Here is a 25,331-nt window from a genome sequence, read left to right as displayed (position 1 = left end):
GGGTCCGTGCGCACCATCCCCGCACTCCTGGTCACCATCGGTCTCGTGGCGTCGCTCACGGCGTGCGCCTCGAACGGCGCCGGCACCACCCCCTCGAGCTGTGCCGCACCCGGCAAGGCGTCCGAGGCGGTGACCGCGACCGGCGCGTTCGGCAAGGAGCCGAAGGTGTCGATCCCGAGCGGGCTCACCACGAAGGGCACGCAGGTCTCCGTCCTGAAGCAGGGCGACGGCCGCACCATCGAGGACGGCACCCCCGTCCTGATCGAGTACACGCTCGTCGACGGCGCCACCGGCGAGGTCGCGCAGACGAGCGGCTACTCCGGGCAGACGGCCCCGATCACCGCCGGCGCGAGCAACTACGGTGCGCTCGGCGAATCGCTCGAGTGCGCGCAGGTCGGCGACCGCCTGGCCGTCGCGCTGCCGAAGAGCGCGCTCAGCAGCTCGGACGCGAGCGCCACCACCGACAGCGGCTCGTCGACGAAGACCGAGGACGCCGTCATCGCCGTCGTCGACGTCAAGCGCGCCTTCGACGCCCGTGCGACCGGTACGCCGCAGCTCGCCGGCGACAAGATGCCCGCCGTCGTGCTCGCACCGTCAGGCGCCCCCGGCATCACGATCCCGTCGTGGAACGCGCCGAAGTCGAACCAGACGCACCTGCTCCGCAAGGGGTCCGGTCGCGTGCTCACCGCGAAGGACACCGCGGTCATCAAGTACACCGCCGTGACGTGGGGCGCGGACCCGTCCGTGGCCGGTTCCAGCTGGACCGACGGCTCGGGTGCGCAGACCGTGCCGCTCGTCAAGGGCCAGGTCGACGAGGGCGTTCGCACCGCCATCGTCGGGCACCGTGTCGGCGACCAGGTCCTGGCCGTCGTGAACCAGCAGGGCACCGCCTACGCGTACGTCATCGACGTGCTCGGAGCGATGTCGAGCTGACGCGCACACACCGTCCACCGACCGCGGCGCGGGTGCACTCCGGTGCACCCGCGCTGCCGTAGGATCGGCTCGTGCCAGCGACCCGTGTGCCCCGTGTGCCCGCAGAGGAGCGGCTGTTCAGCCTCGTGCTCGCGCTGCTCTCGACGGAGTCCGGGCTGACCAAGGCGGAGATCCTGACCAACGTGCAGGGCTACCGTCAGCGGTTCACGCCGGGCGGGGACAACGCCTCGCTCGAGCGGCAGTTCGAACGTGACAAGGACGACGTCCGCGAGCTCGGCATCCCGCTCGAGACCATCGAGACACCGGGTGCCGCCGGCAACAACCAGACGCTGCGCTACCGGATCCCGAAGGGCGAGTACGACCTGCCCGTCGACGTCCGCTTCACCCCGGACGAATCGGCCCTGCTGTCGCTGGCCGCCATGGCCTGGCGCGAAGGAGCCCTGTCGGCCGACTCACGCCGAGGGCTGCTCAAGGTCCGGTCCGCGGGCTCGGAGGACGACGACGGCGCACTCCAGCTCGGCGTCGACGCGTACGCCCCGCGGCTCCGGGCACGTGACGCGGCGTTCGAGCCGCTCCGCTCCGCCCTCGACCGCGGTGCCGCCGTCCGGTTCGACTACATCACCCCCGGGCAGCACGAGGCCCGCCGTCGCGAGGTCGCCCCGCTCGCCCTCGTCCAGCACGGCGGCCGCTGGATGCTCGCGGCCCACGAGTTCGCCACGGACTCGGACAAGAACTACCTGCTGTCCCGCATCGTCGGGACGGTCACGCAGTACGAGGTCGGGCAGCACACCGCACCGGTGGGCGCGGGGGAACGCACGCTCGCCGAGCTCGAGCGGATCTGGTCCGCCCGCACGGCGCGCATCGCGGTGACCCCGGGCTCCGACGCCGAACGACGGCTCACCCGGCGCCGAGACACCGAGACCGACGCCGACGGCGCACTCGTGCTGCACCACGTCGACCCGCAGATCCTGGCCGAGGAACTCGCCGCGTTCGGACCCGAGGTCCGGGTGCTCGAGCCGGAGGACCTGCGGCTGCGGGTCGTCGAGCGGCTCCGGGCGCTCGTGCGGGACCACAGCGACGAAGAGGAGCCCGCCCGTGGCTGACGCCCAGCCCCTGCAGGCGCAGGACAAGCTCGCGTTCCTGCTCGCCCTGGTGCCGTACCTGATCGACCGCGAGCGCGTCTCGGTGGCCGAGGCCGCACGCCACTTCGGCGTCCCCGAGGCCCGTATCCGCCGCGCCGTGGAACTCATCGCGGTGTCGGGTGTCCCCGGCGAGACGATGCAGTACCAGCACGGCGACCTGTTCGACATCGCCTGGGACGACTTCGACCAGAACGAGATGATCGTCCTGACGAACCTCGTCGCCATCGACGACTCGCCCCGGTTGTCCGCGCGTGAGGCCTCGGCGCTCATCGCGGGGTTGCAGTACCTCTCCGCGCTGCCCGAGGCCGCCGACCGCGACGCCATCCGCGCGCTCATGGCGAAGCTGTCGCGCGGTGCCGGCGGTGCCGCCTCGACGGTCGCCGTCGGACAGGACCTGCACGACGTCGCCCTCGCCACGATCCGTCGCGCGATGGCCGACGGCCGCGGACTCTCCTTCGAGTACGCCGGCCCGCGCACCCAGGGTGGCACCCGCCGGGTCGACCCGCTGCGCGTCGAGTCGATCGACACGGACTGGTACCTCCGCGCCTGGGACCTCGACCGGCAGGCGCTCCGGACCTTCCGGCTCGACCGGATGTCCGGCGCACGCGTCGACGACCGTGCGGTGGAGAAGTCGGCCGACCAGGTGGTGATCCCGGACACGCTGTTCCAGCAGTCCGCAGAGGACGTCATCGTCACCGTGGAGCTCGACTCGTCGTCGCTGCCGCTCGTGGCCGACTTCCTCGCCGACACCGCCGACGCCCCCGACGCCGAGGCGCGCGTGCGCATCCGGCTCGCGGCGTCGAACGGTTTCGACGGCGTGGTCCGACTCGTCGCGGGGCTGCCCGGCCGTGCTGTGGTGCTCGACCCGCCGGCGGCGCGGGACGCGGTGCGCGACTTCGCAGCCGCCGCCCTCGCCGCGGGCTGACGAGTTCTGCATGTGCGTTCGCACGGAGCGCGCCGAACTGTCGGTCCCCACCCCGTAGGATCGACCCATGGCTTCGACGACCGCGCGCGGGCGAGCGAGGCGGCAAGGGCGCCAGGACAACGACGCCGAAGGCCGCATGTCGCTCGGGCAGCACCTCATCGAGCTGCGCAACCGCCTGTTCCGCGCAGTGCTCGCCGTGGTCATCGCCGCGGTCGGTGGATGGTTCCTCACCCCGTTCGTGCTCGACTCGCTCCGGCAACCGGTGGCCGAGCTCGCCAAGGTCGGCGGGCACACGGCCGAGCTGAACTTCCCGATGATCACGGGGGCGTTCGACCTCAAGCTGCAGATCGCGATCACCATCGGCATCGTCATCTCGAGCCCGGTCTGGCTCTACCAGATCTGGGCGTTCATCGTGCCCGCCCTGGTGCGGCGCGAGAAGCAGTACGTGTGGGGCTTCCTCGGCACCGCGATCCCGCTGTTCTTCGCCGGCTGCTACTTCGGGTGGTACATCCTGCCCCACGTGGTCGGCATCCTCGGCAGCTTCGTGTCGAGCCAGGACACCTCGATCGTCGACGCGAAGGCCTACTACGACTTCGTCATCAAGCTCATCGTCGCGGTCGGCATCGCCTTCGTGCTGCCGGTGTTCATCGTCCTGCTGAACTTCGTGGGGGTCCTGTCGGCGTCGGCGATCATCAAGTCGTGGCGCATCGCGATCCTGTGCATCCTGGTCTTCTGCGCGATCGTCACCCCGAGCGCCGACGTCATCTCGATGTTCCTGCTGGCGGTCCCGATGGTCGTGCTCTACATCGCAGCGTGCTTCGTCGCGTGGCTGCACGACCGCAGGGTGGCGAAGAAGCAGGCCAAGCTCGACGAAGAGTACGGCCTGTGACCGCGGACCTCAGCGCGGCCGAGCGCTTCGCCGCCGCCAAGGTCCGGAACCGCTCCCGCAACCTGGAGCTGTTCCGTTCCGACCTGCGCTTCGACCTCGACCCGTTCCAGTTCGCCGCCTGCGACGCGCTCGACCAGGGCCGCAGCGTCCTCGTCGCCGCGCCGACCGGTGCCGGCAAGACGATCGTCGCCGAGTTCGCGATCTGGCTGGCGATGCGGCAGCCGACGGCGAAGGTGTTCTACACGACGCCGATGAAGGCGCTGAGCAACCAGAAGTACGCCGAGCTGGTCGAGGTCTACGGCGAGTCCGAGGTGGGCCTGCTCACCGGTGACACGAACGTGAACCCGCGGGCGCGGGTCGTCGTGATGACGACCGAGGTCCTGCGGAACATGATCTACGCGGACTCCGACCTGCTCGACGACCTGGCCTGGGTGGTCCTCGACGAGGTCCACTACCTGGCCGACCGCTTCCGCGGGGCCGTGTGGGAAGAGGTGATCCTGCACCTCCCGACCGAGGTCCGGCTCGTCTCGCTGAGCGCCACGGTCTCCAACGCCGAGGAGTTCGGCGACTGGCTGCAGACCGTCCGCGGCGACACGGACGTCATCGTGTCCGAGGACCGCCCGGTCCCGCTCGAGCAGCACGTGCTGGTCGGGTCGAAGATGGTCGACCTGTTCGACTCCAGCGGTGCGGCGGCGACGAACCGCGTCAACCCGGAGCTGCTCCGCATGGTCGGCGGTGCGTCGCGTAGCGAACGGCACGGCGGCGGACACCGCGGTGGACGTGGACGCGGCGGGTACCACGACCGCCGTGGGCCGCGCACCGAGAAGCTGCACCGCGAGCGCATCGCGCACATGCTCGACGAGCGGATGCTGCTGCCCGCGATCTTCTTCGTGTTCAGCCGTGCCGGGTGCGACCAGGGCGTCCGGAACGTCCTGCGGTCCGGGCTGTCGCTCACGACGGTGCCGGAGCGCAACGAGATCCGTGAGACCGCGGAGTACCACTGCCGCACCCTGCCGGACGAGGACCTCGCCGTCCTCGGCTACTGGGAGTTCCTCGAGGGGCTCGAGCGCGGGGTCGCCGCGCACCACGCGGGCATGCTGCCCGCGTTCAAGGAAGTGGTGGAGAACCTCTTCCAGCGCAAGCTGCTCAAGGTCGTGTTCGCCACCGAGACCCTGGCGCTCGGCGTGAACATGCCGGCCCGCACGGTGGTGCTCGAGAAGCTCGAGAAGTTCAACGGCGAGGCCCGTGTCCCGATCACCCCGGGGGAGTACACCCAGCTCACCGGTCGAGCCGGGCGCCGTGGCATCGACGTCGAGGGACACTCGGTCATCCAGTGGACCGACGGGCTCGACCCGCAGGCCGTCGCCTCACTCGCCAGCCGTCGCACGTACCCGCTGAACTCGTCGTTCAAGCCGACGTACAACATGGCCGTCAACCTGATCGACCAGTTCGGCCGGCAGCGCACGCGCGAGGTCCTCGAGACGTCGTTCGCGCAGTTCCAGGCCGACCGGTCCGTGGTCGACCTGGCCCGCAAGGTCCGCTCGCAGCAGGAATCGCTCGAGGGGTACCGCGAGGCGATGCAGTGCCACCTCGGCGACTTCACCGAGTACGCGGCGCTCCGCCGGGAGCTCTCCGACCTGGAGCGCACGAACGTGCCCGGCGGACGCGAGGCCTCGCACGGCGCACGGCAGGAACGGCAGGCCGCGATCACGGCGGTCCGTCGCCAGATGCAGCGTCACCCCTGCCACGCGTGCCCCGACCGCGAGGCGCACGCCCGCTGGGCGGAGCGCTGGTGGAAGCTCAAGCGCGTCAACGACAAGCTGGTCCAGCAGATCCGGTCCCGCACCGGTGCCGTGGCGACCACGTTCGACCGGGTCACCGACGTGCTCCTGCAGCTCGGGTACCTGGTCGATGCCGGCAACGGCGAGGCCACCGTGGCCGCCGGGGGCCGTCGCCTGCAGCGCATCTACGGCGACCGCGATCTGCTCGTCGCCGAGTGTCTCGAGGCGGGGGTCTGGAAGGACCTCACCCCGGCGCAGCTCGCCGCGATGGCCGCCACGATCATCTACCAGCCCCGTCGCGACGACGCCCCCGGCACCGAGCACGCACTGCCCCGCGGTGCGTTCCGCCCGGCCCTCGACGAGACCCTGACGATCTGGTCGCGCCTCGACGACATCGAGCGCGACGCCCGCCTGGCCGGTTCGCTGCCGCCCACCCCGGCGATGGCGGTCGGCATGTTCCGCTGGGCGTCCGGCTCGGCGCTGGACGACGTCCTGCGCACCCTCGACCTGCCCGCCGGTGACTTCGTCCGCTGGTCGAAGCAGGTCATCGACCTGCTCGACCAGATCCGGAACGCCGGCGACGACGACCTCGCCCAGACCGCCCGACGTGCGACGGACGCGGTCCGCCGCGGCATCGTCGCCTACGCAGCGGTCTGACGGGAGGCACGGTGCGGGTTCCGGAGACCGGTGTGCGTGGGGTGCCCGCGCGCGTGGGCCGCGGTGCGGTCGCGGACGGCCCGTTCGCGGCGCTCCCGCTGGGCACCGCGCTGCCGCTTGCCGTCATCGGCGGGGTGCTGTTCGCGCTCGCGTTCCCGTCGCCCGGGTGGTGGTTCCTGGCCTTCCCGGCGCTGGCGTGCATGCTCCTCGCGGTGATGGGGCAGCGCGCCCGCAGGGCCGCGTGGGTGGGCTACGTGGCCGGTGCCGCGTTCTGGATCCCCGCCATCTCGTGGGCCGGGCGCTACCTGGGCCCCGTCCCGTGGTTCGCACTGGCGTTGTTGGAGGCGGCGTTCTTCGCCCTCGGCAGCGTCGCGATCGCCCTCGCGTACCGGTGGGTGGCGCGGGTGGTGCCCTCGACTGCCGGACGCGTGTGGGGCCTCCCGGCCGTCGTCGCCGCACTGTGGACCGGACGCGAGTGGTTCTCGGGGAGCTGGCCGTACGGCGGCTTCGCCTGGGGGCGCGTCGGCCTGTCGCAGTCGCAGGGGCCGTTCACGCACCTCGCCGCCTACGTGGGCGTGCTCGGCGTGACGTTCGTGGTCGTCTACTGCGTGGCGGTGGTCGTGTCGCTCGCCCTCGTGTCCCCGCGGGCACCGGGCGCGACCCTGCGGCTGCCGGTCCGGGTCGCGACCGCCGGTCTGCTCGTCGCCGCGGTGCTCGCGGTGCCGGCCTGGCCGACCGCGACCTCCGGAACCATCCGGGTCGAGTCCGTGCAGGGCAACGGGCCGGCCGGGTACTTCGACCGTGCTGCGCCGGGCGAGGTCCTGGCGGCGCAGGTCGCGGCGACCGACGTCGAGGCGAAGGACGTCGACCTCGTCGTCTGGCCCGAGGCCTCGGCGGAGTTCGACCCGCGCCGGCAGCCCGTGATCGCTTCGTCCCTCGACGCCGTCGTCGACTCGGTCGGTGCGCCGCTGGTCGCCGGAGCCATCACGCAGACCCCTTCCGGGGTGCTGCACAACACCTCGTTCGTGTGGACGGCCGATGGCTGGCAGTCGTCCTACGACAAGAAGCGACCGGTGCCCTTCGGCGAGTACGTGCCGGACCGCTGGTTCTTCTCGAAGCTCGCGCCGTCGCTGATCGGCTTGCTGCAGCGCGACTACACGCCGGGGACGAAGCCGAACGTCCTGCCGGTGGCGGGGATCCGGGCGGGCATCGCGATCTGCTTCGACATCGTCGACGACGGGCTGACCCGCGACATGGTGCGTGGGGGAGCGCAGGTGATCCTCGCGCAGACGAACAACGCGGACTTCTCCGGCACCGACGAGAACCTGCAGCAGCTCGAGATCGCACGGATGCGGGCGATCGAGACCGGCCGGTCCCTCGTCAACATCTCGACCGTCGGCGCTTCCCAGGTCATCGACCCGTCCGGCCGCACGATCGACCGGGTCCCGGAGTACACCGCGACCTCGATGGTGACCGACGTGCCGCTCGGCACCTCGACCACGCCGGCGTCGCTGGCGTCGGGATCGATCGTCCTCGTGCTCACGCTCGGTGGGCTCCTCGTGCTGCTGGCCTGCGCGCCGTGGGGACGCCGGAACCGCTCCTGAACCGCCGCCGCGTCCCGGTGCTCCCGACGCCGTGATCCGGTGCAGCAGGGGCACGCACTGGGAACGGACTGTGAATGCGCCCAGTCGGGAACGACGGCGCGTGGGACAGTGTTGTGGAGGGCAGACGAGCGAGAGGAGCACACACATGGCTGATCGGAGTCTCCGCGGCATGCGGCTCGGGAGTCAGAGCCTCCAGAGCGAAGAGGGCGTCGAGCTCTCGGACCGCAAGCGCGCGGTCTACCAGACCGATTCGGGGGAGACCTTCGACATCGTCTTCTCCGCTGACGCAGACGTGCCCCAGACCTGGTCGGAGCCACGCTCCGGCCGCGAAGGACGGCTGCTCGGTGACGACGGCATCCCCGTCGAGGTCGCAGCAGAGGACGTCAAGGCGCCCCGAACCCACTGGGACATGCTGCTCGAGCGTCGCTCGCGCGAGGAACTCGAGGAGCTCCTCGAGGAGCGCCTGCAGGTCCTCCGTGCACGACGCGGTGCCTGACACCACCACCTGACGAACGACGATGCCCGCCCCGGTTCCCCGGGGCGGGCATCGTCGTTCGTCGTGACGCCGGTCAGCGCCGTCCGGAGCCGTCGCTCGTGCGGTGCCCCGACGCTTCGTCGTTCGGGTGCTGCGCGGCGTCGGACTGCGGAGCCGGTGCGTCGTCGACCTTCTTGGCGGTCGCGTCGTCGGCGGCCGCGAGGTGCGCGTCGACGCTCCGGTTCGACTCGGCCAGTCGGGCGTCGAGGTCGGACTCGGGGACGATGTCCGCCGCGGTGGCGTCGGCGCGCGGCATCGATGCGCCGGCCGAGTCGGCGGCCGCGGTGTTCGCCAGGCTCTCGTTCGCGAGCTTGGAGATGCGGGAGAGGAAGTCCCCACCCGTGCCGGCGCCGGCGACCGGACCGCTGCCGTTCCGTCCGCCCGAGAAGCCCTTCGCGATGCCGGACAGTGCCTCGGTGAACTCGCTCGGGATCATCCAGAGCTTGTTCGCGGTGCCCTCGGCGATCTTGGGCAGCATCTGCAGGTACTGGTACGACAGCAGCTTGTCGTCCGGGTCGCCGGTGTGGATGGCCTCGAACACCGTGGCGATCGCGGACGCCTCACCCTCGGCGCGGAGCACCTGGGCCTTCGCGTCACCCTCTGCGGCGAGGATGGCGGCCTGCCGCTGCCCCTCGGCCTCGAGGATCTGGGACTGCTTGGTGCCCTCGGCCTGGAGGATCGCGGCACGACGGCTCCGCTCGGCACGCAGCTGCTGCTCCATGGCGTCCTGGATGGACACGGGCGGCTCGATCGCCTTGAGCTCGACACGGCCGACGCGGATGCCCCACTTGCCGGTCGCCTCGTCGAGGACGACACGGAGCTGACCGTTGATGTTGTCGCGGCTGGTCAGGGCCTCTTCGAGGTTGAGGCCACCGACGACGTTGCGGAGCGTGGTGGTGGTGAGCTGTTCGACCGCGCCCAGGTAGTTGGCGATCTCGTAGGTCGCCGCACGGGCGTCGGTGACCTGGAAGTAGACCACGGTGTCGATGGAGACCACGAGGTTGTCCTCGGTGATCACCGGCTGCGGCGGGAAGGACACGACCTGCTCGCGCATGTCGAGCAGCGGACGCAGACGGTCGATGAACGGCACGAGCAGGTTCAGGCCCGGCGAGAGCGTCTTGTGGTACTTGCCGAGGCGTTCGACGATGCCGGCGGTGGCCTGCGGGACGATGCGGATCGCCTTCGCCAGGACGACGATCACGAAGATGACGACGACGAGGATCAGGACGAGCAGTGCGATCGTCCCGGGTGTGATGGTCACGAGGTGGCCCTTTCTGCGAGGCGCACGACCGCGGTCGACCCCTCGATCGACTCGACGACCACAGGGGTGCCGAGTGGCGGTGTGCGGTCGATGGCGCCCACGGCGAACCGTGCGCTCCAGGTCTCGCCGTTGGCCAGGCGGACCTGGCCGGGAGCAGAGGATGTGAACGCGACGGCGACGGTGCCGGGGAGCCCGATGAGCCCCTCGATGTTGGTGCGGTGCGGGTCGGCGCCGCGGCCGAGCATCAGCAGCAGACGCGGTCGGACGAGCGAGAGCAGCACGAGCGCGAGCACGGCCGAGATGATGGCCGACAGCCACCACGGTGCGCCGAGCAGTGCGGCGATCAACCCGCCGGCGGCTCCGGCCGCGAGCATGATGAAGATGAAGTCGAGGGTGAAGATCTCGACCACTCCCAGCAGCAACACCAGTCCGATCCAGACGATGGTCTGGATCCAATCGATTCCGTTCACGCGATCTCCCTCCCTCGGTCGCGCGCCGTGGCTCGCAGCGTCGCGACGGCCGGTACAACTCCGTTCAACATATCAGGAGGGTCCGACGGTCGTGCAGGCGATTGGTAGGCTCGGTGCGGCCGACCGGCCGGAACCCGACCTGGAGAACACACGACTGTGAGCAACCCCCTCGCCCCCGGATCCCTCACCGATACGCGCGCCGTCGTGACCGGCTCGTCGCGCGGCATCGGCGCCGACACCGTCGGGTACCTGGCCGAGGCCGGCGCCAAGGTCGTCGTGAACTACCGCAACAAGGCCAAGCGCGCCGAGCAGATCGCCGAGAAGGTCGTCGCGGCCGGCGGCTCCGCCCTGGCCGTCGGCGCGGACCTGACCGACCACGAGTCCGTGCAGGCACTCGTCGACACCGTCGTGCAGGAGTGGGGCGGCATCGACCTGCTGGTCCTGAACGCCTCGGGCGGCATGGAGTCCGGCCTCGGCGAGGACTACGCGCTCCGCCTGAACCGCGACGCCCAGGTCGACATGCTCCAGACCGCCGTGCCGCACATGCCCGCCGGCTCCCGCGTCGTGTTCGTCACGAGCCACCAGGCCCACTTCGTCGAGACCGCCGAGACGATGGACGAGTACGTCCCCGTCGCGAAGAGCAAGCGCGCCGGCGAACTCGCCCTCCGTGAGCTCATCCCGCAGCTCGAGGCCGCCGGCATCGAGTTCGTCGTCGTCTCGGGCGACATGATCGAGGGCACGATCACCGCGACCCTGCTGAACCGCCTGAACCCGGGCGCGATCGAGGGCCGCCGGCAGGAGGTCGGCAAGCTCTACAGCGTGTCGGAGTTCGCCGCCGAGATCGCCCTCGCCGCGATCGAGCCGATCCCCGCAGACCACACCAAGCTCGTCGGCGACGTCAGCGGCTTCGTCGGCTAGCGTCGGGCGGGTGACCGCCAAGCCCGGCCTGCGCCGAACCTCCCGCATCATCCTGCTCGACCCCGAGGGTCGCGTGTTCCTGATGGACACGAACTCGCCGTCCTCCGACGGCGCGCACCGGTGGATCACGCCGGGTGGCGGGGTCGACCCCGGCGAGGACCACCGCGACGCCGCGATCCGCGAGCTGCGCGAGGAGACCGGCATCGTCATCGACGACCCGGGTGAGCCGGTGTGGTCGTGGGACTTCACCGTCGAGTGGGACCTCGCCGACCACGACCGTGGCCACAGCGAGTTCTACGTCGTGCGCACGCCGGGTTTCGAGCTGTCGGACGCCGAGTGGACGGACGACGAACGGGTCGACATCCTGGCGTCACGGTGGTGGACGGCTGACGAGCTCGACGCCACCGACGAGGACTTCGAACCGGCCGAGCTGCCGGACCTGGTCCGCCGCTTCACCTCCGCCTGACCCGTTCCCCACCGGCGCCGTGTCCGGTCGCGTGCGCTGCACGGTGCCGTGTCCGTTGGTCGGTGCAGGGTTGGTGGCGTGGTGCGCGCTAATGGCGCTGCACGGTGCGCGTAACCGCGCACGGGGTGAGAAAGTGCGCACGGTGCTGACGGGAGGCGCGGTGCGGGCCCGACCCGTGCCTCCCGTGCGGTGGTGGGTTGTTTCCAATGCACGGTGCCGTGTCCGTTGGTCGGTGCAGGGTTGGTGGCGTGGTGCGCGCTTGTGGCGCTGCACGGTGCGCGTAACCGCGCACGGGGTGAGACAGCGCGCACGGTGCTGGGTCTGCTGGTGGGTGCCGGGGCGCCTTGTCGGTGTCGGTACCCGTCGGTACCCTGATCGACATGCACATCAGTTCCGGTGACGTCACCGCCCCGAGCCTGATCGTGCACGCCGCCGACGGCCACGACCGCATCCGCGTGCGCGGCGCCCGCGCGAACAACCTGCGGGGCATCGACGTCGACCTGCCCAAGCGTCGGCTGACGGTCTTCACCGGGGTGTCCGGCTCCGGCAAGAGCTCGCTCGTGTTCGGCACCGTCGCCGCCGAGTCGCAGCGGATGATCAACGAGACGTACAGCGCCTTCGTGCAGGGCTTCATGCCGTCGCTCGCACGCCCGGACGTCGACCTGCTCGACGGCCTGACCACCGCGATCGTCGTCGACCAGGAGCGCATCGGCGCCGATCCGCGGTCGACCGTCGGCACCGCCACCGACGCGAACGCGATGCTGCGGGTCCTGTTCAGCCGTCTGGGCGACCCGCACGTCGGCGGTCCGAACGCGTTCTCGTTCAACCTGGCGACGGTCACCGCCGGGGGAGCGATCACGGTGCAGAAGGGCAAGGACGCCAAGGCCGAGAAGGTCTCGTTCACCCGACTCGGCGGCATGTGCGCCGACTGCGAGGGCCGCGGGCTCGTGAACGACATCGACCTGACGCAACTGTTCGACGACGCGAAGGCGCTCGGCGACGGAGCGATCACGATCCCCGGCTACGGCACCGACGGGTGGAACGTCCGCATGTACGCCGAGTCCGGGTACTTCGACAAGGACACCCCGATCCGCGACTTCACCGAGCAGGAGCGCGCCGACTTCCTGTACCGCGAGCCCACCAAGCAGAAGATCGCCGGCATCAACATGACGTACGAGGGGCTCGTGCCCCGGGTGCGGCGCTCGTTCCTGCAGAAGGACCGCGAGGCGATGCAGCCGCACATCCGCGCCTTCGTGGACCGCGCGGTGACCTTCACGACGTGCCCGGCGTGCGGCGGCACCCGGCTGAACGACGTCGCTCGCTCCTCGAAGATCGGTGGCAAGAGCATCGCCGACGTCTGCTCGATGCAGATCACCGACGTCGTCCCGTGGCTGCGGGCGATCGACGACCCGGGTGTCGCGCCGCTGCTCGACGGCCTCCGCGACCTGCTCGAGTCGTTCGTCGAGATCGGCCTCGGCTACCTCTCGCTCGACCGTCCCACCGGCACGCTGTCCGGGGGAGAGGGGCAGCGGGTCAAGATGGTGAAGCACCTCGGCTCGTCGCTCAGCGACGTGACCTACGTCTTCGACGAACCGAGCACCGGCCTGCACCCGCACGACATCGAGCGGATGAACGGCCTGCTGCTGCGGCTGCGCGACAAGGGCAACACCGTGCTGGTCGTCGAGCACAAGCCCGAGGTGATCGCGATCGCCGACCACGTCGTCGACCTCGGCCCGGGCGCTGGCTCCGGCGGGGGGACACTCTGCTACCAGGGACCCGTCGACGGGTTGCGGGGGAGCGGGACCATCACCGGTCAGCACCTCGACGACCGCGTCTCGGTGAAGGCCGACGTCCGCAGGTCCGACGGGGCGATCGCGATCCGCGGTGCCTCGGCCCACAACCTGCACGACGTCGACGTGGACGTCCCCACCAGGGTGCTCACCGTCGTGACGGGCGTCGCCGGGTCCGGCAAGAGCACGCTCATCCACGGGTCGCTCGCGCAGCGCGACGGTGTCGTCGCCATCGACCAGAGTGGCATCCGCGGATCCCGGCGCAGCAACCCGGCCACGTACACCGGGCTGCTCGAGCCCATCCGCAAGGCGTTCGCGAAGGCCAACGGCGTCAAGCCCGCGCTGTTCAGTGCGAACTCCGAGGGCGCGTGCCCCGCGTGCAACGGCGCCGGCGTCGTCTACACCGACCTGGGGATGATGGCGGGCATCGCCACCCCGTGCGTGGAGTGCGACGGGAAGCGATTCGACCAGTCGGTGCTCGGCTACCACCTCGGCGGCAAGGACATCAGCCAGGTGCTGGGCATGTCCGTCACCGATGCCGTGGCGTTCTTCTCAGACGGCCCCGCGAAGCTCCCAGCGGCGCACACGATCCTGTCGCGTCTGGCCGACGTCGGTCTCGGGTACCTGACGATCGGGCAGCCGCTCACGACGCTGTCCGGCGGGGAGCGTCAGCGGCTGAAGCTCGCGACGCACCTCGGTGAGCCGGGTGGCGTCGTGGTCCTCGACGAACCGACGACCGGACTGCACCTGGCGGACGTCGCCCAGCTGCTCGGCCTGCTGGACCGCCTGGTCGACTCGGGCAAGACCGTCGTGGTGATCGAGCACCACCAGGCGGTGATGGCCCACGCGGACTGGATCATCGACCTCGGGCCCGGCGCGGGGCACGACGGCGGTCGGATCGTGTTCGAGGGGACACCCGCCGAGCTCGTCGCAGCCCGCTCGACCCTGACCGGACAGCACCTCGCCACCTACGTCGGTGCCTGAGGCAGGGGACAGGTTCGCGGACGAAACCTGAACGTTGCCGGTGCAGTTCGGATAGCGTCTGATCGACGCTCACGATCGGCTGCCCGGCCTGGATCGGCGTCCTGATCAGAAGGAGCCCCATCATGTCCAACCCCGGGAACGCACCCGCGCAGTCGAACACCTTCGCCATCGTCTCCCTGGTGCTCGGCATCGTCGGGACCGTCGGCGGCATCTTCATCGCCATCATCGGTGTGGTCGCAGGCATCGTCGGGCTGGTGCTCGGCATCCTCGCGCGCAAGCGCGGTGGCAGCCGGGGGATGATCCTCGCCGGCATCATCCTCTCCGTGGTCGCGATCGTCGTCGGGATCATCGGGTACATCGCCACCGCGGTTTTCTTGACCCAGTCGTGAGGCCCGGCCTGCCAGGCGGGCCCAGATCGTGAGCAGCAATGGTCGAGTCCATCCGATGGACTCGACCATTGCTGCTCACCAGGCGTCTCCGGCGAACCGCTGGCGCGTGTTCAGGATCTCGGGCGTACCGTCCGGCGCATGAGCTACAGCCAGCCCGACCCAGCCGAAGAGACCACCCAGAGCGAGACGCCGGAGCAGCCGGACACCGACCAGGCCGACCTGCACGAGCAGGGCGAAGAATCGGCCGCGCTCGAGATCGACAAGGACGACGTCCCGCACGAGTCGGCGGACTGAGGTCGTCTGCGGACGATGTCGTTCCGTGAGCAGAAGGGATCGGGTCCCGAACGGGGACCTGATCTCTTCTGTCACCGTGCAGCTTGGCTTCGCGCCGATAATGCATATTATGTCAACTCATGTGTCATGAGGTGACACCCGGACGCTCCCCGCACGTGAACCGGCGACGGTCGAGCGCTGCGTCGATCGAGCGCCGCGACCGCCGGGTGTGACGTCGCTCAGAAGACCGCCACCGTCATCCCGGCCGACGTGGCTGGACGGTCCATCGCCACGATGGCGTCCGGCAGATCGTCGAAGCCGATGGTCCGGCCGATCGATTCGTCCGGACGCAGCGTGCCCGTGACGACGTCGGCGAGCATGGCGGCGTACTCCCCGACTGAGATCCCGTGGCTGCCGAGCAGTTCGAGCTCGTCAGCGATCACACGCCCCATCGGGATGGCCGGTTCGGCTTCGTCGTCGAGCAGCAGGCCGACCTGCAGGTGACGGCCCCGGGGGCGCAGGGACGCCACCGCTGCGACGGACGTCGCGCGGCTGCCGTACGCGTCCACCGAGACCTGTGCTCCGCCGTCGGTCCGGGCGCGGATCGCTGCGACGGCCTCCGTGTCCATCGGCACCGGGACGGCGCCGAGTGCCGCAGCACGTTCGAGCGCCGCCGGTGAGACGTCCACCGCGATCACCCGGGCACCCGCAGCGACCGCGACGATGATCGTCGACAGGCCGACGCCTCCGCAGCCGAACACGACCACCCACTCCCCTGACATGACCCGACCTCGGGCGTGCAGGGCGTGATACGCCGTGCCGAACCGGCAACCGAGTGCCGCGGCCTCCGCGAACCCCACGGCGTCGGGCAGTGCGACCACGTTGACGTCCGCGTGCGGGATGACGACCGACTCGGCGTAGGACCCGGGCAGGGTGAACCCCGGTTGCTGCTGACGCGTGCACACCTGGGTGGCGCCGTCGACGCACTCGGGGCACGTCCCGCAGGCGAACACGAAGGGCGCGGTCACGCGGTCACCGAGCGACACCCGGGTCACCGACGACCCGACGGCCGTCACGACACCGGCGAACTCGTGCCCGGGGACGTGCGGCAGCGAAACGGAGTCGTCGTGCCCCTTCCAGGCGTGCCAGTCACTGCGGCACACCCCGGTGGCGGCGACCCGGACGACGACCCCGTGGTCCGGCGCCACGGGATCGGGCAGGTCGACGATCGACGGGGCGGATCCGAAGTGGTCGTACTGGACTGCGCGCATCCCGCCATCGTCCCAGACGGTGCCGTCGTGTTGTCCACAGACGACGGATTGGCCGTTGCCCGCGGCGGGCGACCGCCGGTTCACTGGTGCGATGGACGAACCGACCGCACTGCACTTCTCCGCCGACCCCGCCGACCTCGACGTCGATCGCGTGCACCGCTGGCTCAGCGAGGAGTCCTACTGGGCACGGGGTCGCAGTCGAGCCACCCAGGACGCGATCATCGCCGGGTCCCGCAACTTCGGCGTGTACGACACCGCCACGGGTGCGCAGCTCGGGTACGCCCGGGTGATCACCGACGGGGTGACGTTCGGGTGGCTGGCCGACGTGTTCGTCGATCCCGACGCTCGTGGCCGCGGCGTCGGCGTCGCCCTCGTGCAGGGCGTGACCGAGGCGATCGAGTCGCTCGGCCTCAAGCGGTTCGCGCTCTTCACCGCCGACGCCCACGGCCTGTACGAACGGTTCGGGTTCCGTCCGCTCCCCGACCCGGAGGGCTGGATGATGCGCCCCGGGCCGGGGTTCGGTGCCGATGTGCACGACTGAAGCGGATGCCGCGACCGTCCGTGCCCAGCGCGCGTCAGTACTCGATACGGCCGTCCCGGTTGTGGAACTCCCCCGTGGGCCCGTCCGGCCCGACCACGGCGAGCGCGACGGTCGCGTCGGTGCCCTCGGTGATCGTCTGGTGCCCGCCGAAGCCGTTGAACTCGGTAGCGGTGTAGCCGGGGTCGCTGACGTTGATCCGGAACCCCGGCAGGTTCTTCGCGTACTGCACGGTCAACGCGATCACCGCGGCCTTCGACGCGGCGTAGGGCACAGCGGGCACCGGGTACTCGTCGTGGCCCGGGGTCGTCAACCAGCGGGCGAAGCCGACGCCCGAGGCGACGTTCACGATCACCGGGTTGTCGGACCGCCGCAGGAGCGGGAGCGCCGCCTGCGTGACCCGGACGATGCCGGTGACGTTGGTGTCGAGCACGGCGGACATGGCCGCGGCGTCGAGGTCGTCGACCCCGAACGACGTCCCGAGGATGCCGGCGTTGTTCACGAGCACGTCGAGGGCGGGGATGGTGGCGATCGCGGCGTCGATGCTGTGCTGGTCGGTCACGTCGAGCTGGACGACGTGGGCGCCGAGCTCCCGCGCGTCGTCGCCCGAGGCGGGGTCGCGCATGCCGGCGTACACGGTGTGGCCCGCGTCCACCAGGCGGCGAACGGTCTCGAGTCCGAGGCTGCGGTTGGCTCCGGTGATGAGTGTCGTTGTCATGCCCCCACTCTCCGCCCCTGCGGCTGACTCCCCCAGGCACCGTGCGACGGTGGGACCACCAGTACCAGGAAGGACAGGAGGCGCGGGGCGAGGATGGTGGACATGAGCGAGTTCGCGAGTGTGTTGCGTTCCTGGCGCGACCGGGTCCGTCCCGAAGAGGTCGGCCTGCCGGCCGGGCCCGGCCGGCGGACCCCGGGTCTCCGACGCGAGGAGCTCGCGGCGCTCGCGGGGGTGAGCGTCGACTACGTCGTCCGGCTCGAGCAGGGCCGCGCGCTGAACCCCTCACCCCAGTTGCTCGGCGCCCTCGCCACGGCGCTCCGGCTCACGGCGGCGGAGCGGGACCACCTGTGCCGGGTCGCCGGCGTCGCTCCCCCGTCGCTCCAGGTCGTTCCCCGGCACATCACACCCGGGGTGCAGCGCCTCGTCGACCGACTCGGCGACGTCCCGATCGCGGTCTTCACGGCGACGCACGACATCGTCCTGTGGAACGACCTGTGGGCGGCGTTGAACGGCGACCCCTCGCGGGCGGTCGGGATCGAGCGGAACCTGGTGTGGCGGCACTTCATGCACGCACACGACGGCGTCGAGTGGGACGACGAACACCAGGAGGAGTTCTCGAGCGACCTCGCAGCGGACCTCCGGCAGGCATCCGGCCGCTACCCCGCCGACCGCGACCTGGCCGAACTCGTCGCGCGGCTCCGCCGGGAGTCACCCGAGTTCGAACGTCGCTGGGACACCGGTCGCATCGCCGAGCACCGGGCGAGCCGCAAGCAGGTGCACACACCCGTCGGACCCATCGAGATCGACTGCGACGTGCTGACCGTGCCGGGCGGCGACCTGCGGATCGTCGTCTACACCGCGGTCCCCGGCACCGAGGACGCCGCCAAGCTCGACCTGCTGCGCGTCACCGGCCTCCAGCAGTTCACACCGGCACCGTGAGCACGGAACGGACTCCGGTCCCCTCGTCGCCCCAGGTGCCGATCGGTACGGTTCTCGGATGGTCCCGCTGAACCTCCCGGTCATCTCGTGCAGCCTCGATCCGACCAGTGCGAGCCGCCGCCTCGCCGAGCAGTCAGCGCAGCTCCTCACCGACGGCGGGCACGCATCGACGGTCATCGACCTCGCCCACGTGGCACTGCCGCCGTTCGACAACGACCAGGTGTTCAGCAGCGGAGCGTTCGAGGTGCTGCACCGCGAGATCCAGGAGTCGGACGGCGTGGTGCTGGCGTTCCCGGTCTACAACTGGGCTCCGTCGTCCGCCGTCAAGTCGCTCATCGAAGCCACCGGTGCGACCGGTGAGGGCCGCCGCGCAGCGTGGTTCGACAAGGTCGTCACCTTCGTGTGCGCTGCGGGCCTCCCCCACAGCTACATGGCGACGGGCGCCCTTGCGCAGTCGCTCATGCTCGACTTCAAGTGCCTCGTCAACCCGTACACGGCCTACGTCTCCGAGCGGGACTGGGAGGGCACGGCGCTCAACGCCGATCGCGCCGCCCGACTGGGCAAGACCATCGACGTCCACGCGGAGCTGGCCGGCCTGCTCCGGGGCCGGACCTTCACATCAGACTGGGAGGTGTGAGGTCCGACCTGCTGCGCCGTCCGGTGACGGACCCTGGTCCGGACAGTCCCTACGGTGGTGGGATGCGTTCGCTCGTGAAACTCGATGACTGGTCCCCGTCCGACGTCCGTGCGGTCTTCGACCTGGCTGACGCGTTCGTCGCGGGTCGAGGGCCCACCACGGAGGGTGCCGCGGCGATGTTCTTCCCGCCGACGAGTCTGCGCACCAGGGTGACCTTCGAGCGGGGCGCTTCGTCGATGGGGCTCGAACCGATCGTGTTCGCGGACACGACGCTCGACAAGCCGGAAGCGCTGGCAGACGTCGCCCGGTACCTCGACAACTGGGTCGACATCGTCGTGGTGCGCCATCGGGACCTCGCCATGGTCGCGGCGCTGGCGGCGGCTCGTGCGGTACCCGTCGTGAACGCGATGACGGACGACAACCACCCGTGCGAGGTGCTGTCCGACCTCTACGCCCTGCAGCAGCAGCGGGGGGACATCGCGTCGCTCCGCTTCCTCTTCGTGGGTGCTGACGGCAACATCGCCAGGGCATGGCAGGAAGCCGCTCGCGTCCTGCAGCTCGATCTGGTCCAGTGCTGCCCGCCCGAGCTCGCGACCCCGGGAGCCGGGTGGACCGACGACCTCGAGGCTGCTGTGCGGTCGGCGGACGTGATCCTCACGGACGGACCCGGTCCGCACGCCCGGGCCCTCGAGCCGTACCGGATCACGGCCGCGCTGCTCGACCTCGCCCCCGCGGGAGTTCGCTTCGCCCCGTGTCCGCCGTTCGTGCGCGGCCGTGAGGTGAGCGTCGACGCGGTGGAACACCCCGCGTTCGTCGGACACGACTTCAAGGCCGCGCTCCTCCCGGTGCAGCAGGCCGTCATGTCGTTCTGCCTCGGCCTCGGATGACAGGGCGTGCCGATCGGCCAGGGGCCCAGTGAGCGACCCCGTGCTGTGGGTGGCGGCACCGCAGACGGCGGACTAGCTCCCGCTCAGCGCTTCCTCGTCCGCGGCGACGTCCTTCTGCACGGCGAACTGGGTCCGGTGCAGCTCCTCGTACCGCCCGCCCACGGCCAACAGCTCCTCGTGCGTCCCGCGCTCCACGATCGAGCCGTCCTCGACCACGAGGATGAGGTCTGCGCTCCGGATGGTGGAGAGCCGGTGCGCGATCACCATCGCCGTCCGCCCCTCGAGCGCCTCGCTGAGCGCTGCCTGCACGGCGGCCTCGGACGTCGAGTCCAGCGCCGCGGTGGCCTCGTCGAGGATGACGACGCGCGGCTGTGCGAGCAGCAGTCTCGCGATGGTCATCCGCTGGCGCTCACCGCCGGACAGTCGGTAGCCACGCTCCCCGACCATGGTGTCCAGCTGGTCCGGCAGGGACCGGATCAGCGGTTCGAGCCGCGCGCGGCGGACGGCGTCCCACACCTCGTCCTCGGTCGCCTCGGGCCGCGCGAGCCGCAGGTTGGACCGGATGGTCTCGTGGAACAGGTGGCCGTCCTGGGTGACCATGCCCATGGTGTGCCGCATCGAGGCGAACGTGACGTCGCGGACGTCCGCCCCGGCCAGGCGGACGGCTCCGCTGTCGACGTCGTACAGGCGGGAGAGGAGCTGCGCGATCGTGGACTTGCCGGCACCGGAGGTCCCGACGAGCGCGACGGTCTGCCCCGGCTCGATCCGGAAGGAGACACCGTGCAGCACCTCGTCACCGCCGCGGGTGTCCAGCGTGGAGACCTCCTCGAGCGAGGCCAGCGACACCTTGTCGGCGGACGGGTAGGCGAAGCGGACGTCGTCGAACTCGACCGCCACCGGGCCGTCGGGGACGGTGGCGGCGTCGGGCTTCTCCCGGATGAGCGGCTCGAGGTCGAGGACCTCGAAGACGCGCTCGAAGCTGACCACGGCGCTCATGATCTCCACCCGGGCGTTCGCGAGGCTGGTCAGCGGCGCGTACAGGCGGGTGAGCAGGAGGGCCAGCGTCACCACGTCGCCGGTGTTCAGCTGGCCACCGAGTGCGAGGGCACCGCCGACCCCGTAGACGAGCGCGAGGGCGAGGGCGGAGACCAGGGTGAGGGCGGTGACGAAGACGAACTGCAGCAGGGCACTCCGCACCCCGATGTCGCGGACGCGGGCGGCGCGCACCCGGAACTCCTCGGCCTCCTCCTCGGGGCGGCCGAACAGCTTCACGAGGGTGGCGCCGGGCGCGGAGAAGCGCTCGGTCATCTGCGTGCTCATGGCGGCGTTGTGGTCGGCGGCTTCGCGACGCAGCGCGGCGAGGCGGCTGCCCATGCGGCGCGCGGGGACGAGGAAGATCGGGAGCATCACGATCGCCAGGACCGTCACGAGCCAGGACGTGCTGAGCATGACGGTCAGGGTGAGGATCAGCGCCACGAGGTTCGTGACCACGCCGGACAGCGTGCCGCTGAAGGCCTGCTGCGCGCCGATCACGTCGTTGTTGAGGCGGCTGACGAGCGCGCCGGTCCGTGTGCGCGTGAAGAAGGCGATCGGCATCTTCTGCACGTGGTTGAAGACGGCGGTGCGGAGGTCGAGGATGACGCCCTCGCCGATCCGTGCCGAGAACCAGCGCGTCGCGAGTGACACGGCCGCGTCGCCCACGGCGACCAGGGCGATGACGACCGCGAGCCAGACGATCGTGCTGAGTGCGCCCCGAGCGACGATCACGTCGACCACCCGGCCGGCGAGGACCGGTGTCGCGACCGCGAGGACCGCGCCCACGACGGAGAGCGCGATGAAGACCACCAGCTTGGCCCGGTAGGGCACGGCGAACGTCATGATCCGCCGCACGGACTCGCGTGAGATGCCGTGCTTGCCGTCCTTGGCGGTGGAGATCTTGTACAGCGAGCTCCAGGCCACGCCTTCCATGCTCATGGCAGTCAGGATACGTCGGTCCCCGTGCCCCTCAGACCGCGGTGAACACCAACGACGCGTTCTGTCCACCGAACCCGAACGAGTTGTTCAGCGCGGCACGCACGGTCGCCGTCCGGGCTGCCCCCGCCACCACGTCCAGGTCGATCGCCGGGTCCTGGTGTTCCAGGTTCAGCGTCGGCGGCACGATCCCGGTCTCGAGCGTCCGGACCGTCAGGATCGCCTCGACCGCTCCCGCCGCGCCGAACATGTGCCCGATCGCGCTCTTCGGCGCCGTCACGATCGCGCCGCTGCCCACTGCACGAGCGATGGCGGCAGCCTCACCGACGTCGCCGACCGGGGTCCCGGTGGCGTGCGCGTTGACGTGGTCGATGTCCGTCCCGGTGAGCCCGGCCATCCGGATCGCGGCCGTCATCGCGCGCTCCTGCTCGCTGCCGTCCCCGAGCGGGGCGGTGATGTGGAAGGCGTCCGACGTGATCCCCCACCCGGCGAGCGTGCCGTGCGACCGCTGTGCGCGGGCGGCGGCGTGCGAGGCCCGCTCGAGGACGACGAACCCGGCGCCCTCGCCGAGCACGAACCCGCGGCGGTCGGCGTCGAACGGTCGCGACAGCGTGGCGGGGTCGCCGCCGTCGGGCTTCGCGAGGGCCTGGGACTGCGCGAACGAGGCCATGGTCACCGGGGTGACCGCAGCCTCGGTGCCGCCGGCGATGACGACGTCGGCCTCCCCCGTGACGACGAGGCGCGCTGCGATCGCGATCGCCTCGGCGCCGGACGCGCACGCCGAGACGGTCGTGTAGGCGCCGGCACGGGCACCGTACTCGATGCTGATCTGCGCCGCGGCCCCGTTGGCCATGAGCATCGGGACGGTCCGGGGCGACACCCGGCGGGCGCCCGAGGCCCCGAGCACGTCGTGCGCGTCGAGCAGTGTCTCCACTCCCCCGATACCGGTCCCGACGACGACGGCCAGGCGGTCGCCCGCGACGGCGGGAGCGCCGGCGTCTGCCCAGGCCTCGGCGGCGGCGACGAGGGCGAGCTGCTGACTGCGGTCGAGTCGGTTCGCCCGGACGCGACCGAGTACGGACTCGGCGTCGAGTGCCGCGTCGGCACCGACCATGATCGGGACCTGTTCCCAGAGCGGCGCGTCCCGGTGCAGCTCCTGCACACCGGAGCGCCCGGCGACCAGGGCGTCCCACAGCGGCGCGACGCCGTGGCCGAACGGCGAGACGGCGCCGTAGCCGGTGATGGAGATGTCCACGAGTGCTCCTTCTTGTACGTTGAACAAGTGGAGTTGTACCACGTACAATTCAGAGATGGCAACCACCGACGGCGCCGGGACGACCCGCGGCGCAGCGACCCGGGCGAGGATCCTCGCGGCGACCGCCGGACTCCTCAGCGCAGGGGCAGCCGGTGACGCGGGCGGAGCGAGCACCGCGCGCCACGCCGTCACCGTCAGCGAGATCGCCCGTGCGGCCGGGGTCTACCCGAACCAGATCACGCACCACTACGGCTCGAAGGACCGCCTCGTCCTCGACGCCGCCTTCGCGCTCTTCCTCCGTGACACCACGCGCCTGCAGGCCGCCGGTCGGCGCGCCGGGTCCGCCGACGCGTTCCGTCAGGTGCTCGCGCGCACGGCGCTCGCGATGCCGTCGACGCCGCTCGTCGTGCGCGCGCTGGCCGCCGCCGGTGACGACGACGCCCAGCGCGAGCGCGTGCGACTCCTGCTCGCGGTCCTGTTCCGGCAGTCGGAGCGCTACCTCGAGCGCATCGTTGCCGAGCACGGCTGGACCAGTCCGAGCGGTGTCGGCCGTGATGCCCGGACGTTCTGGAGCGCGGTCTTCGGCGCCACGCTCCTCGCCGACGCGGGCGTCACCGGCGGGCCGTCGGACCTCGACCTCGCAGGAACGGTGTCCATCCGCTGAACACGGGACGGCGAGTGGCGACGCCTACTCGCCGAAGCCGCTCCGCACCAGTTCCGCGAGCGCGTCCACCGCGGCCTGCGCGTCCGCACCGGTCGCCTCGATCGACACGGTCGCCCCCTTCGGCAGCGCGAGCGCCATGATCGCCAGCAGGCTCTTCGCGTCCACGCCGTTCACGCGCACCGCTGCGTCGTACCTGGCCGCCGTCTTGACGAACTCCGCCGCGGGGCGGGCGTGCAGGCCGGTCTCGTTCACCAGTTCGACGCTCTCGGACGCGGCCACGTCGTCGACGCTGGCGGCCCCTTCACCCGGCCCCGTGCCTCCCGGCTGGTCACCGGACGGACGGGAGGCGCTGCTCGCGTCGTCCGCGGACCCTGCGGCGGACGCCGCAGCAGCGAGCACTGCCCCGGCGTCACCACCCGTCTGGGCCGCGACGGCCGCGGCGACCGCGCCCTCGACGAGGGGAGCCTGCGAGACGTGCACGCGTGCGCGGACGTCGTCGTCGAGGAAGTCGAGCGCCGTGTCGGTGGTCAGGTAAGCCGATCCGAGGTCGCACAGGACCACGACGGCGTCGGCGTCCGAGAGCTCCTCGATGCCGGCGGTGATCGCCTCGAACGACGTGCCGATGCCGCCGTCGTCGGTCCCGCCGGCAGCGACGAGCGGTACGTCCGCCGCCATCTGGCGGGCGAGCTCCACGGTGCCGGAGGCGATCGCGGCGCTGTGCGACACGATCAGGATGCCGACGGTCACGCGGCGGCGCCCGTCGTCGCCTCCACCGCGGCACGCAGGATGTACGCGGTCGACTGCGCACCCGGGTCGCGGTGCCCGACCGCGCGTTCGCCGAGGTAGCTCGCACGACCCTTGTGGGCGACGAGCGGTTCGGTTGCCTCGGCGCCCGAGGCGGCGGCGTCGGCCGCGGCGGCGAGCACGGCTGCCGGGTCGGCACCGGCTGCCGCTGCGGCGGTGGCGGCGTCGACCGCCGGGCCCCAAGCGTCCACCATCGTCTTGTCGCCGACCGCGGCCTTGCCGCGCGAGACCACGCCGTCACGGGCTGCGGCGAGCACGGCGACGAGCGTGTCGGCGTCGAGCTCGGACGCGTCGCCGGCGGCCTGGGCTGCCTTCAGGTACGCGGTGCCGAACAGCGGACCGGCGGCACCGCCGACGGTCGAGATGAGCTTGGTCGCGACCGTCTTCAGCACGGCGCCGGGCGTGTCGAACGAGCCGCCGTCGACGGCCTCGAGCACGGCGCGGAAGCCGCGGTCGAGGTTCTCGCCGTGGTCGCCGTCGCCGATCTCCCGGTCGAGCGTGACGAGCTCGGCCCGGTGTTCGTCGATCGTCGCGGCGGTGCGACGGACCCAGTCGATGGCCCATGCGGTGTCGAGCGCCAATGCGGTTCCCTTCGTGTGTCCGGCCCGGTGGGCTCGGTGTCGTGGTCGG

The 25,331-nt window shown here is 71.1% G+C and carries 25 protein-coding genes; 17 read left to right on the top strand and 8 right to left on the bottom strand.

Annotation, left to right across the window (positions count from 1 at the left end; genetic code table 11):
- Positions 1–6 precede the first annotated feature (6 nt).
- From ACGH48_RS10295 to ACGH48_RS10265, 7 genes are all read left to right on the top strand, one after another.
- Positions 7–933: a hypothetical protein gene (locus tag ACGH48_RS10295; protein ID WP_396288459.1), complete on the top strand. Its 927-nt coding sequence runs from the start codon at positions 7–9 to the stop codon at positions 931–933.
- A 71-nt stretch (positions 934–1,004) separates the two neighbouring features.
- Positions 1,005–2,036 carry a YafY family protein gene (locus ACGH48_RS10290; protein WP_123312595.1) on the top strand — a complete coding sequence of 344 codons (1,032 nt, stop codon included), beginning with the start codon at positions 1,005–1,007 and terminating at the stop codon, positions 2,034–2,036.
- Positions 2,029–3,000, top strand: coding sequence for a YafY family protein (locus ACGH48_RS10285; protein ID WP_111084002.1), 972 nt, complete (start codon positions 2,029–2,031; stop codon positions 2,998–3,000). The genes ACGH48_RS10290 and ACGH48_RS10285 overlap by 8 nt, the downstream gene beginning before the upstream one ends.
- 136 nt (positions 3,001–3,136) lie before the next feature.
- Positions 3,137–3,889 carry a twin-arginine translocase subunit TatC gene (tatC, locus tag ACGH48_RS10280; RefSeq protein ID WP_123312597.1) on the top strand — a complete coding sequence of 251 codons (753 nt, stop codon included), beginning with the start codon at positions 3,137–3,139 and terminating at the stop codon, positions 3,887–3,889.
- Positions 3,886–6,327, top strand: coding sequence for a DEAD/DEAH box helicase (locus ACGH48_RS10275; RefSeq protein ID WP_396288457.1), 2,442 nt, complete (start codon positions 3,886–3,888; stop codon positions 6,325–6,327). Before tatC ends, ACGH48_RS10275 begins: the two co-directional genes overlap by 4 nt.
- A gap of 41 nt (positions 6,328–6,368) precedes the next feature.
- Complete coding sequence (gene lnt, locus ACGH48_RS10270; protein ID WP_396288455.1) at positions 6,369–7,931, top strand: apolipoprotein N-acyltransferase; 1,563 nt, start codon at positions 6,369–6,371, stop codon at positions 7,929–7,931.
- A 145-nt stretch (positions 7,932–8,076) separates the two neighbouring features.
- Entirely contained in the window at positions 8,077–8,427 is a 351-nt protein-coding gene (locus ACGH48_RS10265) for an RNA polymerase-binding protein RbpA (RefSeq protein ID WP_111084006.1), read from the top strand.
- A 73-nt stretch (positions 8,428–8,500) separates the two neighbouring features.
- On the opposite strand, the gene ACGH48_RS10260 is transcribed toward ACGH48_RS10265, so the two are convergent.
- On the bottom strand, positions 8,501–9,727 hold the full coding sequence (locus tag ACGH48_RS10260; RefSeq protein ID WP_340196370.1) for an SPFH domain-containing protein: 1,227 nt from the start codon (positions 9,725–9,727) through the stop codon (positions 8,501–8,503).
- Positions 9,724–10,197 (bottom strand): NfeD family protein, encoded by a 474-nt coding sequence (locus tag ACGH48_RS10255; protein ID WP_235035827.1) that lies wholly within the window; start codon positions 10,195–10,197, stop codon positions 9,724–9,726. The genes ACGH48_RS10260 and ACGH48_RS10255 overlap by 4 nt, the downstream gene beginning before the upstream one ends.
- A gap of 156 nt (positions 10,198–10,353) precedes the next feature.
- On the opposite strand from ACGH48_RS10255, the gene ACGH48_RS10250 reads away from it, so the two are divergent.
- From ACGH48_RS10250 to ACGH48_RS10230, 5 genes are all read left to right on the top strand, one after another.
- The gene (locus ACGH48_RS10250) at positions 10,354–11,115 is read left to right on the top strand and encodes an SDR family oxidoreductase (protein WP_123312601.1); all 762 of its coding nucleotides are present in this window, start codon (positions 10,354–10,356) and stop codon (positions 11,113–11,115) included.
- 10 nt (positions 11,116–11,125) lie between these two features.
- Entirely contained in the window at positions 11,126–11,581 is a 456-nt protein-coding gene (locus tag ACGH48_RS10245; protein WP_340196368.1) for an NUDIX hydrolase, read from the top strand.
- A gap of 380 nt (positions 11,582–11,961) precedes the next feature.
- Entirely contained in the window at positions 11,962–14,355 is a 2,394-nt protein-coding gene (locus ACGH48_RS10240; RefSeq protein WP_396288451.1) for an ATP-binding cassette domain-containing protein, read from the top strand.
- Between the two features lie 122 nt (positions 14,356–14,477).
- Positions 14,478–14,744, top strand: a complete 267-nt coding sequence (locus ACGH48_RS10235) for a hypothetical protein (RefSeq protein ID WP_340196366.1) — start codon at positions 14,478–14,480, stop codon at positions 14,742–14,744.
- Positions 14,745–14,882: 138 nt separating this feature from the next.
- Positions 14,883–15,038 (top strand): hypothetical protein, encoded by a 156-nt coding sequence (locus ACGH48_RS10230; RefSeq protein WP_396288449.1) that lies wholly within the window; start codon positions 14,883–14,885, stop codon positions 15,036–15,038.
- Positions 15,039–15,256: 218 nt separating this feature from the next.
- Here the strand turns inward: ACGH48_RS10230 and ACGH48_RS10225 are convergent, their stop codons facing one another.
- On the bottom strand, positions 15,257–16,288 hold the full coding sequence (locus ACGH48_RS10225) for an alcohol dehydrogenase catalytic domain-containing protein (protein ID WP_396288447.1): 1,032 nt from the start codon (positions 16,286–16,288) through the stop codon (positions 15,257–15,259).
- A gap of 91 nt (positions 16,289–16,379) precedes the next feature.
- On the opposite strand from ACGH48_RS10225, the gene ACGH48_RS10220 reads away from it, so the two are divergent.
- Positions 16,380–16,829: a GNAT family N-acetyltransferase gene (locus ACGH48_RS10220; protein ID WP_396288445.1), complete on the top strand. Its 450-nt coding sequence runs from the start codon at positions 16,380–16,382 to the stop codon at positions 16,827–16,829.
- A 34-nt stretch (positions 16,830–16,863) separates the two neighbouring features.
- Here ACGH48_RS10220 and ACGH48_RS10215 read toward each other — a convergent pair whose 3' ends face one another.
- Positions 16,864–17,544: an SDR family NAD(P)-dependent oxidoreductase gene (locus ACGH48_RS10215; RefSeq protein ID WP_396288443.1), complete on the bottom strand. Its 681-nt coding sequence runs from the start codon at positions 17,542–17,544 to the stop codon at positions 16,864–16,866.
- Positions 17,545–17,646: 102 nt separating this feature from the next.
- On the opposite strand from ACGH48_RS10215, the gene ACGH48_RS10210 reads away from it, so the two are divergent.
- The 3 genes from ACGH48_RS10210 to ACGH48_RS10200 all read left to right on the top strand — a co-directional run bounded on the left by ACGH48_RS10210 (position 17,647) and on the right by ACGH48_RS10200 (position 20,007).
- Complete coding sequence (locus ACGH48_RS10210) at positions 17,647–18,483, top strand: helix-turn-helix domain-containing protein (RefSeq protein ID WP_396288441.1); 837 nt, start codon at positions 17,647–17,649, stop codon at positions 18,481–18,483.
- A 58-nt stretch (positions 18,484–18,541) separates the two neighbouring features.
- Positions 18,542–19,120: an NADPH-dependent FMN reductase gene (locus ACGH48_RS10205; RefSeq protein WP_396288439.1), complete on the top strand. Its 579-nt coding sequence runs from the start codon at positions 18,542–18,544 to the stop codon at positions 19,118–19,120.
- A gap of 62 nt (positions 19,121–19,182) precedes the next feature.
- Positions 19,183–20,007: an ornithine carbamoyltransferase gene (locus ACGH48_RS10200; protein ID WP_396288437.1), complete on the top strand. Its 825-nt coding sequence runs from the start codon at positions 19,183–19,185 to the stop codon at positions 20,005–20,007.
- 72 nt (positions 20,008–20,079) lie between these two features.
- On the opposite strand, the gene ACGH48_RS10195 is transcribed toward ACGH48_RS10200, so the two are convergent.
- On the bottom strand, positions 20,080–21,981 hold the full coding sequence (locus ACGH48_RS10195) for an ABC transporter ATP-binding protein (protein WP_396288435.1): 1,902 nt from the start codon (positions 21,979–21,981) through the stop codon (positions 20,080–20,082).
- Positions 21,982–22,012: 31 nt separating this feature from the next.
- Entirely contained in the window at positions 22,013–23,233 is a 1,221-nt protein-coding gene (locus tag ACGH48_RS10190; RefSeq protein ID WP_396288433.1) for a beta-ketoacyl-[acyl-carrier-protein] synthase family protein, read from the bottom strand.
- A gap of 55 nt (positions 23,234–23,288) precedes the next feature.
- Here ACGH48_RS10190 and ACGH48_RS10185 point away from each other — a divergent pair, with 55 nt between their 5' ends.
- Positions 23,289–23,897, top strand: coding sequence for a TetR/AcrR family transcriptional regulator C-terminal domain-containing protein (locus ACGH48_RS10185; RefSeq protein ID WP_396288431.1), 609 nt, complete (start codon positions 23,289–23,291; stop codon positions 23,895–23,897).
- Positions 23,898–23,921: 24 nt separating this feature from the next.
- Here ACGH48_RS10185 and dhaM read toward each other — a convergent pair whose 3' ends face one another.
- Both dhaM and dhaL read right to left on the bottom strand, forming a co-directional pair.
- Positions 23,922–24,644, bottom strand: coding sequence for a dihydroxyacetone kinase phosphoryl donor subunit DhaM (gene dhaM / locus ACGH48_RS10180; protein ID WP_396288429.1), 723 nt, complete (start codon positions 24,642–24,644; stop codon positions 23,922–23,924).
- Entirely contained in the window at positions 24,641–25,282 is a 642-nt protein-coding gene (gene dhaL / locus ACGH48_RS10175) for a dihydroxyacetone kinase subunit DhaL (protein WP_396288427.1), read from the bottom strand. The genes dhaM and dhaL overlap by 4 nt, the downstream gene beginning before the upstream one ends.
- Positions 25,283–25,331: the final 49 nt, after the last annotated feature.

Origin of the sequence: Curtobacterium pomorum, from assembly GCF_044497295.1 — a bacterium.
Lineage (GTDB): Bacteria > Actinomycetota > Actinomycetes > Actinomycetales > Microbacteriaceae > Curtobacterium.
This window is presented reverse-complemented; position numbering and strand designations above follow the sequence as displayed.